Origin of the sequence: Prevotella sp. P4-67 (genome assembly GCF_002251325.1) — a bacterium.
GTDB lineage: Bacteria > Bacteroidota > Bacteroidia > Bacteroidales > Bacteroidaceae > Prevotella.
Window position 1 is genome coordinate 39,178 of the sequence record NZ_NPJL01000039.1, and the last position, 12,235, is coordinate 51,412.

Annotated in this window: 10 protein-coding genes; 5 read left to right on the plus strand and 5 right to left on the minus strand. The window is 53.7% G+C overall.

Going from position 1 to position 12,235, the window contains the following annotated elements:
• Nucleotides 1–106 precede the first annotated feature (106 nt).
• Together recJ and CIK92_RS06155 are read left to right on the plus strand one after the other, a co-directional pair.
• Nucleotides 107–1,837 (plus strand): single-stranded-DNA-specific exonuclease RecJ, encoded by a 1,731-nt coding sequence (gene recJ / locus CIK92_RS06150; protein WP_022310721.1) that lies wholly within the window; start codon nucleotides 107–109, stop codon nucleotides 1,835–1,837.
• Nucleotides 1,824–3,725, plus strand: coding sequence for an ATP-dependent DNA helicase RecQ (locus tag CIK92_RS06155; RefSeq protein WP_094388504.1), 1,902 nt, complete (start codon nucleotides 1,824–1,826; stop codon nucleotides 3,723–3,725). Before recJ ends, CIK92_RS06155 begins: the two co-directional genes overlap by 14 nt.
• 9 nt (nucleotides 3,726–3,734) lie before the next feature.
• Here the strand turns inward: CIK92_RS06155 and CIK92_RS06160 are convergent, their stop codons facing one another.
• Entirely contained in the window at nucleotides 3,735–4,502 is a 768-nt protein-coding gene (locus CIK92_RS06160; protein WP_094388571.1) for an acyl-[acyl-carrier-protein] thioesterase, read from the minus strand.
• A 90-nt stretch (nucleotides 4,503–4,592) separates the two neighbouring features.
• Nucleotides 4,593–5,651 (minus strand): OmpA family protein, encoded by a 1,059-nt coding sequence (locus tag CIK92_RS06165; protein WP_094388505.1) that lies wholly within the window; start codon nucleotides 5,649–5,651, stop codon nucleotides 4,593–4,595.
• A 234-nt stretch (nucleotides 5,652–5,885) separates the two neighbouring features.
• Here CIK92_RS06165 and CIK92_RS06170 point away from each other — a divergent pair, with 234 nt between their 5' ends.
• Entirely contained in the window at nucleotides 5,886–7,040 is a 1,155-nt protein-coding gene (locus CIK92_RS06170) for an IS110 family transposase (RefSeq protein WP_094384706.1), read from the plus strand.
• A 415-nt stretch (nucleotides 7,041–7,455) separates the two neighbouring features.
• On the opposite strand, the gene CIK92_RS06175 is transcribed toward CIK92_RS06170, so the two are convergent.
• Nucleotides 7,456–7,914, minus strand: coding sequence for a MaoC family dehydratase (locus CIK92_RS06175; protein ID WP_022310725.1), 459 nt, complete (start codon nucleotides 7,912–7,914; stop codon nucleotides 7,456–7,458).
• Between the two features lie 33 nt (nucleotides 7,915–7,947).
• A complete protein-coding gene (locus CIK92_RS06180; protein ID WP_094388506.1) occupies nucleotides 7,948–8,823 on the minus strand; it encodes a M48 family metallopeptidase in 876 nt (291 codons plus the stop codon).
• A gap of 153 nt (nucleotides 8,824–8,976) precedes the next feature.
• On the opposite strand from CIK92_RS06180, the gene CIK92_RS06185 reads away from it, so the two are divergent.
• Entirely contained in the window at nucleotides 8,977–9,198 is a 222-nt protein-coding gene (locus CIK92_RS06185; RefSeq protein WP_158214746.1) for a hypothetical protein, read from the plus strand.
• A gap of 77 nt (nucleotides 9,199–9,275) precedes the next feature.
• Here the strand turns inward: CIK92_RS06185 and CIK92_RS06190 are convergent, their stop codons facing one another.
• Nucleotides 9,276–11,432, minus strand: a complete 2,157-nt coding sequence (locus CIK92_RS06190) for a S8 family serine peptidase (protein WP_094388508.1) — start codon at nucleotides 11,430–11,432, stop codon at nucleotides 9,276–9,278.
• A 126-nt stretch (nucleotides 11,433–11,558) separates the two neighbouring features.
• Between CIK92_RS06190 and CIK92_RS06195 the strand changes: the two genes are divergently transcribed.
• A complete protein-coding gene (locus CIK92_RS06195) occupies nucleotides 11,559–12,209 on the plus strand; it encodes a peptidylprolyl isomerase (RefSeq protein WP_022310728.1) in 651 nt (216 codons plus the stop codon).
• The last annotated feature ends 26 nt before the right edge of the window (nucleotides 12,210–12,235 follow it).

Consider the following 12,235-nt stretch of genomic DNA (forward strand, 5'->3'; position numbering starts at 1 on the left):
TAGATGAGAAACTGCCGTTTTTTTGTATTTATTTTGTAACTTTGGGCTCAAATAAGGTCTATACCAGACTTGGCCCCCATTCTATTGATAATAAAAGAACGATATAATGCACTTTAAGTGGAATTACAAGTATCCTACACCCGAAGAGGAACAGGCTGCTAAGGAATTGGGTGAGAAGCTCAACATGAGCCCCATTCTCACCCTGCTGCTGATTAGGCGTGGCATTACCACCGAGTCGGCAGCCAAGCGATTCTTCCGCCCCCAGCTTGCCGACCTCATCAATCCGTTCCTGATGAAGGACATGGACATCGCCGTAGACAGGCTCAACGATGCCATGGGCCGCAAGGAGCGCATACTGGTGTATGGCGATTACGACGTAGATGGGTGTACAGCCGTAGCGTTGGTCTATAAGTTTCTGTTGCAGTTTTATTCCAACATCGAATACTATATCCCCGACCGCTATGACGAAGGCTATGGCGTAAGCAAGAAAGGTATAGACTATGCCAAGGAGCAGGGCGTGAAGCTCATTATCATCCTCGACTGTGGCATCAAAGCCATCGACGAGATAGCCTATGCCAAAGAGCAAGGTATCGACTTCATCATCTGCGACCATCATGTGCCCGACGAGAAGCTGCCCGATGCCGTGGCCATCCTCAACCCCAAGCGTGAGGACGACCCCTATCCCTTCAAAGACCTGTGTGGATGCGGCGTAGGCTTCAAGTTTATGCAAGCCTTTGCCAAGAACAACGGCATCCCCTTCTCACGCCTCATCCCCCTACTCGACCTCTGTGCCGTAAGCATCGCTGCCGACATCGTGCCCGTAGTCGACGAGAACCGCATCCTCGCCTTCCACGGTCTGAAGCAGCTCAACCAGAACCCAAGCGTAGGACTCAAAGCCATCATCGATATCTGCGGACTCAACAACCGCGAGCTGTCGATGAGCGATATCATCTTCAAGATTGGTCCGCGTATCAACGCCTCTGGACGCATGGAGAACGGCCGCGAAAGTGTGGACTTGCTTGTGGAAAAAGACCTTGGCATGGCTCTGCGTATGGCCAAGCACATCAACGAATACAACGAGCAACGTAAGGATATAGACAAGCAGATGACCGAGGAAGCCAACCAGATTGTGGCCCGCTTGGAGAACCAGAAGCACCAGTCGAGCATTGTGCTCTACGACGAGAACTGGAAGAAAGGCGTCATCGGCATCGTTGCCTCACGACTTACGGAAATCTACTTCCGTCCCACCGTGGTACTTACCCGCGACGGCGACTATGCCACCGGCTCTGCCCGCAGCGTCACCGGCTTTGACATCTATTCTGCCATCAAGAGTTGCCGCCATCTGCTGGTCAACTTCGGTGGCCACACCTATGCCACGGGGCTTACGCTGAAATGGGACCGCATCAAGGAATTCCGCATGGCGTTCCAGCAGTATGTAGACGACCACATCCTGCCCGAGCAGACCGAAGCCAACCTGAAGATAGACTCAGTCATCGACTTCAAGGATATCACCAAGCGCCTGCACAACGACCTGAAGAAATTCTCACCCTTCGGCCCAGGCAACCCCAAGCCCCTCTTCTGCACCCTCAATGTCTACGACTATGGCACCAGCAAGGTCGTGGGCCGCGAGCAGGAGCATATCAAGCTCGAGCTGGTCGACTCCAAGTCGAGCAATGTGGTCAAGGGCATAGCTTTCGGCCAGAGCGCATCGGCACGTTACATCAAGTCAAAGCGCAGCTTTGACATCGCTTATACGCTTGAGGACAATGTCTTCAAGCACAACGCCATCCAGTTACAGATAGAAGACATACGCCCTGCTGAGGATGAAAAGGTATGACGACATACTGAGAGAATACTGGGGCTATACATCTTTTAGAGGAATACAGGAGTCCATCATCGAAAGCATCGGCTCGGGCAAAGATACCTTGGGCCTGATGCCCACCGGTGGCGGCAAGTCCATCACCTTCCAGGTGCCTGCCTTGGCCCAGGATGGAGTCTGTATCGTCATCACCCCACTTATATCCCTGATGAAGGACCAGGTGATGCACCTGCAGAAGCGTGGCATCAGTTCGGCCGCCATCTTCTCGGGCATGTCCAGGCAGGAAATCATCGTGACACTCGAGAACTGCATCTTCGGTTCCACCAAGATACTCTACGTATCGCCCGAGCGTCTTTCTTCCGAGCTTTTTCTTACCAAGCTAAAGCACATCAACGTTAGTTTTATCACCGTCGACGAAGCCCATTGCATCAGCCAATGGGGCTATGACTTCCGTCCCAGTTACCTGCGTATTACCGACATACGCAGCATCAAGCCCAATGTACCTATCCTCGCGCTCACAGCCACCGCCACGCCCAAGGTGGTGATAGACATCCAAGACAAGTTGGGGTTCAAGGAACACAACGTGTTCAGCATGAGCTTTGAGCGCAAGAACTTGGGCTACATCGTGCGCAATACCACCGACAAAGACCACGAGCTGCTGCATATCCTCAGAGCCGTGCAGGGCTGTGCCATCGTCTATGTGCGCAGCCGCAAGCGCACCAAGGAGATAGCCAAGATGCTCGCCGACGCCGGCATCAGTGCCAACCACTTCCATGCCGGACTCGACCCCGCCATCAAGGACCGCAACCAGCAGCAATGGCAGGACGACGAACGGCGGGTGATAGTGGCTACCAACGCCTTTGGCATGGGCATCGACAAGCCCGATGTGCGTCTGGTCATCCACTACGACTGTCCCGACTCCATCGAAGCCTACTTCCAGGAAGCCGGACGTGCCGGACGCGACGGCCAGCGTGCCTATGCCGTGCTGCTCTACGACACGAGCGACAAGGTGAAGCTGAAGAAGCGCATCGCCGACAATTTCCCTGAGAAGGAGTTCATAAGCAGTGTCTACGAGCATCTGGCCTATTACTTCCAGATAGGCATAGAGAGCGGCAAGGGATTTACCGGTGCCTTCGAGATAGACAAGTTCTGCCACATCTACCACCACTACCCCATCCAGACCGATGCCGCCCTGCGCATCCTGCAGCGCGCCGGCTACATCATCTACGAGACCGACCCCGACGCCCGTGCCCGCATCATGTTTCTGCTTCATCGCGACGAGCTATACCGTCTGCACGAGGGCACGCCCATGGAAGAGAAGGTCATCACGGCGCTGCTGCGCTGCTACGGCGGACTCTTCACCGACTATGCCTATATCGACCTGTCGCTGATAGCCCTGCAGAGCGGACTCGAGCACGAGCAGGTCTACACCATACTCAAGATGCTCTCGCAGCGGCATATCGTACACTTCATCCCACAGCGCAAGATGCCCTACATCACCTACCTTACCGACCGCGTAGACCCAGAGCAGGTGGTCCTGCCCAGAGAGGTATACGAGGAAAGAAAGGAGAATTACATCGAGCGTATCGAGGCAATGATAGCCTATATCGAGAACGATGAGACTTGCCGCAGCCGGCAGCTTATGGCATATTTCGGGGAAGAAAACAAGAACGATTGTCACCGTTGCGATGTGTGTGCAGACCACTACGGACGCGTCACCAAGCAACAGGAGAAGACAGCTCGCGAGCTTATCCTGCAACAACTGGCCGACGGAGAGCCCCATCACATTACTATTCTGCGTGATCTGCAGATTCCTAAAAAACAGTTCGAACAGGTTTTGTCCGAACTGGTGTCTGAAGAGATAATCCTTGTCAACGGCTGTCAAATCTGCCTCAACAAGGATTGACTCCCCTCATTATTTTTCTATAAACACAGCCTTGCCGCGAGCCACCTCGGTCTCTGTGGCATCATCGTCGGCGCGCTTGGTGATGCGTATGCGGTAAGCGCCGTCGGCAGTTTGCTCCTGATAGAAAGTCAGGACATCGCCGCCATGGGCTTCAGCCACATAGGCTATCTCAAAGCGTTTCAGGAAATGAGACTTGTACCAATCGACGGGAAACAGGTCGAGCACATGTTCGATATACTTGACGCTGTTGATATGGCCATTGATATCGACATCATTATAGCGTGTCTTGAGTTCCATCACCTTCACTGCCTCATCACCCATCTTTATCCGCGACGGGCTGGCGATAGGACAGGGATAGTCTTTGTCTATATAGTTGTTGATGGCACCATCGTGGATGCTGAAGATGTCGGTGGGCTGACGGCTCTGGGTATCAATCATCGCCCACACGCTGCGACCGTAGCCAAGCATGTGGCCGTCGGCGGCAGAGATGGCATAGTTGCGCGAGGTGAAGTAGCGCATGGCACTCTCGACCCAAGTCTCTACATAGAAGTCGTCATACGAGGAAGGCATCTCGTCCATCTCTATCACCAGTCGCGACAGCACCCATGTCTTGTGGCGCGGCATAAGATAATTCATACCAAAGCCACGCTCGGTGGAATGGAAATCGGCAGCATTGAGCAGATGATTACCCAGATGTCCCATGAAGAGATGATTGGAGTAATCACAGTGGAAGGGCTCTGCCAAGAACTTGTATTTTGCTATTTTGGTCTGTTCCATATTCATACGTTTTACGCAACAAAATTAACGAAAAAATCTCTGGCACCCAACGATACCAGAGATTTTTTTATTATCTGCGCAGTCAAACTGTCACTTGATATATACGATAGCCAGGCGATTGGAGGTAACTCCCTGCACGCCCTTGCCGGTAGCCTCGTCGACGATGACGCCGCGGGCTCTGAGATAGTCGGCCACGACATCGGCACGACCCTGCGAGAGTCTCTTGTTGAACGCCTTGGAGCCCTCGGGCGAAGCAGTACCTACTACCTGCACGTGCTTGCCTTCGGCTATGGTGTTGAGGGCTTCCTTGGCCTCATCGGTGAGGTTCTGCTTGCCCTGTGCGAAGGTCACAAACACGAGGTTGCCCACCTGTACTTCCTGTGTTTTCACCACTTCCTTGACCACCTCCTTAGGTTTCTTGGCAAGTTCGCCGCGCAAGTCGTTAATCTGAGCATTGAGTGCATCGACCTCGGCCTGGTCGCGCAGCTGGGCAAGAGCGAAGTTGTGGGTACCATTGGAGTTTCTGAACTTGTAGTTGAATCCTACATTGAGCTGGAAGCCAGACTTGTTGACATTGTAAGCCACGCCCTGGTAGCCATTGCCGTTGAGAGCCCAGTTGATAGAAGGCTCAACATAGAACTGCCATTCCTTGTTAGCTCCGAAGTTGAAGGCGAAGTCCACACCAAACTTGGAGGTCAGCACGTCGGCTTTCCAGTCCTTGGTGGGCGAACCGAAGGTGTGTCCCCATCCCAGACCCATTACGGGGATAAGCTCAAAGCAGCGAGGCTCGCCCTTGTAGCCACCAGCCCAGTTGCTCAGATTGATGGTAGCCAGCAGCGAGGTGTTCATGCTGTTGACGAGTGTACTCTGGAGATTGCCATGATGCAGGTTCTTGAAATAGGCATTGCCCTCAAGAGCCAAACCGAATACGGGAGTAAACCAGCGGCCCAAGCGCAGACCGGCATTGGGAGTGATATCACGAAGCCAGCAATGGTTGGCTGCCCCCATGGTCGATGGATGGGTGGCGGTGATGACTCCACCGTTGACACCGAGATAGAAATTATCAGAAGACTTGCTTTCCGAGACTGTCTGAGCCGATGCTGAAACTGCCAGCAGTGCGGCTGCGAACATTAAAACCAGCTTTTTCATTGTTACGTCTTATTTTAGATTTATATTGTTGTTATTGGTCGAGATAGCAAATTTAGATAAAATTCCCGAGTTATAAGCCAGTTGAGATAAAAAACCTAATAGATTTCCTCCCCGAAAAGCCGACAACATGGAAAATCAAGGCCGACATACGCTCAATCCTATTTTGCGTGCTCTAAGTCACAATTATTTATTATCTTTGAGGTCTTAATGTTTAACCCTCTAAAAGTTAGGCTTATGAGATCAGTATGCGGCCTTGACGTTCACAAAGATAGTGTATATCTTTGTGTTTTGAGCGAGAATGGCGAATTAATCGAGAAAGTTTTCGGAGTTTTAACATTTCAACTGCATCAGATGCGTGATTTGTTGCTCGCCCATCATGTGGAGAAAGTGTCCATGGAGAGTACGAGCGTCTACTGGATTCCCATTTGGCGCATACTTGCGCCCCATTTTCACCTGCAGCTCGTCAACCCTTATTTCATCAAACAGCTGCCCGGACACAAAAGCGATGTTGCTGACGCACAATGGATTGCCGAGTGCACGATGAAAAATCTTATCAGTAGCAGTTTCGTGCCACCTGAGGATATACAGCAGCTCCGCCAGTACGACAGACGTATCTTCGACCTTGACGAGGAAATCGTCCGCAAGTTGTCCAAACTTGATGCCGTGATGCAGCGATGCAATATCCGACTGGGCAATTATGTGTCCAACGTGGACTGTAAGAGCTACAAGGACGTGGTGCGGAAAATATCCGAGGGTGTGACAGACCCGGAGATTCTGATTGAGGAAATCCACGGTCGCATCATCAAACATCACGGCAGGGAAACAATACTGGCCTCGCTGACCGGTGTCGTATCACAAGCGGAGATAGACGTGCTCAGGCAGTTGCGTGAGGAGCTTGACCTGGCCGAGGAACACAAGCAGGAGTGCCTTGAGAGAATGTTGGAGATATGTCAGGAGAAATATCCTGACGAGTTGAGACGGTTGCAGACCATACCAGGAGTAAGGGAGCGTACGGCCACATCATTGATCGCAGAGATCGGAAGGGACATGAGCAAGTTCGAAACGGCCAACCACCTTGCAGCTTGGAGTGGGCTGAGACCGAGAAACGACGAGTCCAACAGGAAGTTCAAGTCACGTCGCATAACTCACGGCAATGTCTATTTGCGTAAGAACATCATTCAGTGCGCATGGGCTGCAAGCAGGACAAAGGACTGTTTTTTCAGCAGATTCTCCTACTACCAGACGCAAGTCAGAAAGAAAAACAAGATGAAGGTCATTGTGGCTGTGGCTAGAAAGTTATTAGTTGCCGCATGGCATGTAATCCACGACAAGACGGATTACGTTGACTTCCAAAAACAAGATCGTCAATCGTCCGCTTCAAACGGGTGACAACGATATACCACTCATGGAAAGGCTATTATCTTTGTGATGGTTCTGACCTCGCTGGCAAATTAACTTATCCCACGGGTGGCCATGGAAGCCTGTTTGAGCCTTGAGCTCGAAGAGGAAAGTATGATAATCCCCCACATCCGCGTAAACGTGGGTGTGGGATGTTATGTGCCATTTTAAGAAATACTTGGCCAAAGTCCTTTGTTTTAGTTACTCCTTACCCGGAAATCTATTAGGTTTTATAGAGGAAAGATATAAAAAAAGTGAATGGCTGCAAACAGTTTTCCCGAAAATCGACATGAGAAGACACAAAAAAGTAATAAACAACCAATTCACACGACTTATTGAACCAAAAAGAGTTCCCCTTCCGCTCGTGATGACGGATGGGGAACTCCTGTTGACTGCCGCTTCGTTATCAGTTGAAGTAGTAGAGGAAGGTGGCGATGCCCTCAAGTGCGGGCTTGCGCTGGCCTTCGATTTCAATCTTGAAGGCGATGCTGGCCTTGCAGATACCGCGCAGGTTGGCTATCTCGTGCAGCTTGGTCACCATGCGCAGACGGCTGCCCACGGGCACAGCCTGACCGAAACGCATCTTGTCCATGCCATAGTTGACGAGCATCTTCAGGTTGTTGACCTTGATAATCTGGTTCCAGAAGTAGGGCAACAGCGAAAGGGTAAGATAACCATGCACGATGGTGCTCTTGTAGGGGCTCTCGGCCTTGGCGCGCTCTACGTCTACATGTATCCACTGGTGGTCGAGGGTGGCATCGGCAAACTGATTGATGCGGTCCTGGTCGACGGTAAGCCACTCAGAGGTACCAATTTCCTCGCCTAAGTGAGCGGCAAACTCTTCATAAGAATTAATTTCCAACATAGTCTTGTCGTTATTATATATTAATAATGTGTATTACTTCCTGTGCTTGGTAGTGGTGGTGGTCTTTGTCTTGGTCGACGTAGAGATTCTCAGAGTCTTGGGCTTGCTGGCCTCATAGTATCTGAGCGCCTCGGGCATATCGCGCTGCAACGCGGCTATACGCTTTGCGTCGGAAGGGTGGTCTGACAGGAAATCGTCCTGATTGCCTTTGCCGCCCGACATGCGCTGCCAGAAGGTGATGGCTTCCTGCGGGTTGTAGCCGGCCATAGCCGCAAAGATAAGTCCCATGTGGTCGGCCTCGGTCTCATGGTCGCGGCTGTACTTCAGATTGCGCAGCTTCAGACCCTGCTGAGCCAGCACGGCGGCATAACTGCCCACATTGGTGCCGGTGGCAGCATTGAGCACGCTGCTGAGCAGCTGGGTACCATACTGCTGCTTGATCTGCTTGGAGATTTGCTCGGCACTATGCTTGCCCACGGCATGGGCTATCTCGTGACCCAGCACGATGGCAAGTCCATTCTCGTTTTTGGTGTAGGGCAGCAGTCCCTCGAAGACCACTATCTTGCCACCAGGCAGACAGAACGCGTTGGCGCTCTTGTCCTGCACCAGGTTGAACTCCCAGCTATATTCACTCACTTCGGCAGCCATACCGTTGTTTCTCAAGTAGTTTTCTACGGCAGTAGCCAGTTTCTTGCCTACCCTTACTACCATCTCGGTATTGGCGGCATTGGTCGATTTCTTGGCCGACTGCATGTACTGGTTGTACTCCTTGTTGCTCAGGCTCATTATCTCCTGATTGGACACCATCAGACTCTGCTTGCGACCGGTAATGGGCACCGTGCGCGTGGTGCCGCATGCTGCCAAGAGGGCCACAACCCATACCAGCAGCATCACTTTAAGCTGTTTCATAAAATTCCTTTCTTATACTGGCGCAAAAGTAACCATTTAGAACGAATATGCCAAACAAAATGCCACTTTTTTGGCTCCCCCATGCGCCCTCGGGGCTGGTATGGCAAGCAGGCGCAAACGTGTGCGCACTACGCCACACGCCACAAAACCGCATTGATGGCAGAGAGGTTGAAGGCGGGGTGGGAATTAAGTATTGCGAGGTTGGAAACAATGATTGCAGAGCTGGAAACGATGGTTGCAAAGTCTGAAACCAATTATTCTACGGCCACGGGCAGGAATGGGAGGACGGGAGAAAGGGGGAAAAAGATTAGAGGAGAGTGCATGACCACTGTCACGCCTCTCCTCTCTACAATTATACAAAACATCATGATCTAAGTGGTTACGATCAAACTTTCATCCAGTTGCAAAGGTACTGCTTTCTGACGCTATGTGCAATACCCAAAAATGATGATTTAGTGTCTGATGAGCTGGGAACCCGTCGTAGCCCGAGAGCCGGTATTGACCTGGACGGCATAGACGCCACGGGGAGCGCCAGCCAGCGAGATGAGATAGCTGCAGCCCTCGGGCGCGAGTCTGTGGGAAGCCACGCGGCGGCCGTCAACCCCATAGACATTGACCACAAAGGTGTGGATAGGAGCAGAGTCGAACCTCAACTCTACCCCATCGCCCACGGGCCGTATCGCCACGCCCTGTGCCTGACGCTGCGACACATCGGGGATGGCTGTAAAGCCGAGCAGGCGCAGCAATCCGGCATAGACATCTATCTCGCCATAGCCATAATAGTTGTTGGGATAGTCGAGCGACGGGTCGTGGCGACGGGAGGTGGCGGCAATGAGCTCGCGCACCTGGTCGGGGGTAAGCGTAGGACAAGCCTGGAGCCACAGGGCGATGGCGCCAGCGGCAGCGGGGGTAGACATAGACGTGCCCGAATTGTAGTTCCAGGCATAAGTACGGCCTTCAAAGTCAAAGTGTTCCTTGTCTGAGTTGACGATATCCCACGCCGAGGGATGGTGCTCGAGATAGTAGCTGCTGTACGAGGAGACGATGTTGGTGCCGGGAGCCATCACATCGGGCTTGATGCGCTCGTCGACCGTGGGGCCTATCGACGAGGTGCGGGTGCGCTCGCCGTCGTGCCCCATGTCGTAGACGCGATGGGCGCCGAGGTAGGTGTAAATGTCCTGGCGATAGGCGGTAGAGCCCACGCAGATGGCTGCCGGCGAGCTGGCGGGCGAACCGATGCTATGGCTATACTCGCCGGCAGCGAGGCTGGGGTTGGCGGGATTGGTGATGAGGGTGCCACGGCTCTTGTAGAAACTGGCGTCGGTGCCCTCGCCCACAATCTCGACCGACAGCAGGCGCCCGTCGGTCTGGCGTAGAGAGACATCCATCACCGTGTCGGCAGCCTCGTAGGCCGACGGATAGGCGCATGCCATGACGCTCATGCCGCACCACTGCTCGAGGCGCAGCGTGTCGGCAGTCACCTGGCGCGAGGAGATGAGCAGCGTGTCGCGCGTGTCGCCGTAGGACACCAGGCGCACCTCGAAACTCCGGTTGCCACGAACCATGAACGACACACGGTCGCCCTCTGACCGCAAGAACGACCCCTCGCTCTGCAGCGACGCCGGTTTGTGGAAGTAGGTCTTGACCAGGCCGTCGTTACCCGCCGAAGCCACGAGTATACGACCAGGGCCAACGAGCGAATCGAGCACCTGGTAATAGAGACGGTCGTCGCCACGGAAGTCCTGGCCCGAGCCTTCGCTGAAGGACGCCACACAGGGCATGTCGCGCTCGGCAGCATAGTCGAAGAGATACTTGAACCCGAGCGCATCAAGGGCATAGGTGTAGAGATTGAGCCGCTCGGGAGGTATCATCGAGGCATTGTCGCCCGTGGCGTTGGCCACAAGGCAGATGTCGCTCTCGTAGGCCACACCGCGGTAGGCCGAGCGGTAGCCATTGCCGGCAGCGATGCCCGTGGTGTGGGTGCCGTGGGTCTGGTCGTTGCCATCGGCCGAATGCCGGCAAGCCAGCACATCGGCGCCATGATAGGTGGCGCCCACGGGCATAGTCCCGTCGTCGGCAGCGAGCATGTCCCACACCGAACTGATGCGGCAGCGGTGGCTGAGGGTATCGAGGAAGGTGGGATGGGTATAGTCGAAGCCTATGTCCTGGACGCCTACAACTACGCCTTTGCCGGTAAAAGCCTGGGGCAAAGACTCGGCACGGTAGGCCTTGTCGGCACGGAGTATGACCGCCATCGTATCGAGGGTGGCTCGGTGGGAACGGTTGGCCTCGATGCGCTTGACCTTAGGAAGCGAAGACAGCCGCGCGATGCTGCCCACGGGGATGCGGGCGATGTGGATGTTGCCAAAGCGGGCAAGCGACTCGCCGCCACAGGAGTCGAGCACAGCGGCTCCGTCGCCGTCAATCTCGACAAAGGCGCAAAGCCACGAGGCCGCATGGGCACCCACGCCCTGCACGCGGGCTGCCGATGAAGAGGCGTCGAGAGCCAGCGAGCGCACCATGGCAGACATCTTGGTAAAATCGGGGCGCTGGGCATAGACAGCCGTCACCATGACCCATAGCAAAAACATAAATACGGTTCGCTTCATATTGCAAAATAAATGAAAATAAACGAGCCACGCAAGCCAAAGTCAAAAAAATCAAGGAGAAAGCCCCGTAACCCCTGTTTTTTTAGTACCTTTGCATGAACAGCAAACAATAATACTTAAATAATAATGGAACAAAAGGATTACAAGTATATCAGCGTGGCCTACAAGCTCTATGATATCACCGACAACAAGCAGGAACTGATAGAAGAGACAGCTAAAGACAAACCATTTGTGTTTCTCAGCGGTTTCGGAACCACTCTCGAGGACTTTGAGAGCAATCTCGTGGGTCTGGCAGAGGGTGCCGACTTCGACTTCGTGCTCTCTCCCGACAGAGCTTATGGCGAACATGTAGACACACGCGTAGTGGAACTGGACAAGCAGATATTCAGCGTCGACGGCAAGTTTGACAGCAAGAACATCTACCCCGAAGCCATCGTCCCGCTGCAGAACGAGGACGGCAACCGTTTCCTCGGACGCGTGGTAAGCATCGGCAGCGACAAGGTGCGCATAGACCTCAACCACCCACTGGCTGGTATGACGCTCAACTTCAAGGGTACCATCCACGAGTCGCGTCCTGCCACCAATGCCGAGATAGAGCAGATGGCACGCATGCTGAGCGGTGAAGGCGGATGTGGCGGACACTGCGGAGGCGGCTGCGGCGGTCACTGTGGTGACGGCGGTTGCGGCGACGGCCACTGCGACGGTGAGGGTCACTGTGGCGGAGAAGGTCACTGCGGAGGCGAGGGCCACTGCGGAGGCGGACACCACAACCACTAATAGGCCAATAGGCAACAAAACCACCC

Coding starts and splice junctions, on each gene's coding strand:
- CIK92_RS06195 (WP_022310728.1), top strand. CDS start 11,559: ATGGAACAAAAGGATTACAAGTATATCAGCGTGGCCTACAAGCTCTAT.
- CIK92_RS06180 (WP_094388506.1), bottom strand. CDS start 8,823: ATGAAACAGCTTAAAGTGATGCTGCTGGTATGGGTTGTGGCCCTCTTG.
- CIK92_RS06155 (WP_094388504.1), top strand. CDS start 1,824: ATGAAAAGGTATGACGACATACTGAGAGAATACTGGGGCTATACATCT.
- recJ (WP_022310721.1), top strand. CDS start 107: ATGCACTTTAAGTGGAATTACAAGTATCCTACACCCGAAGAGGAACAG.
- CIK92_RS06165 (WP_094388505.1), bottom strand. CDS start 5,651: ATGAAAAAGCTGGTTTTAATGTTCGCAGCCGCACTGCTGGCAGTTTCA.
- CIK92_RS06170 (WP_094384706.1), top strand. CDS start 5,886: ATGAGATCAGTATGCGGCCTTGACGTTCACAAAGATAGTGTATATCTT.
- CIK92_RS06175 (WP_022310725.1), bottom strand. CDS start 7,914: ATGTTGGAAATTAATTCTTATGAAGAGTTTGCCGCTCACTTAGGCGAG.
- CIK92_RS06160 (WP_094388571.1), bottom strand. CDS start 4,502: ATGGAACAGACCAAAATAGCAAAATACAAGTTCTTGGCAGAGCCCTTC.
- CIK92_RS06190 (WP_094388508.1), bottom strand. CDS start 11,432: ATGAAGCGAACCGTATTTATGTTTTTGCTATGGGTCATGGTGACGGCT.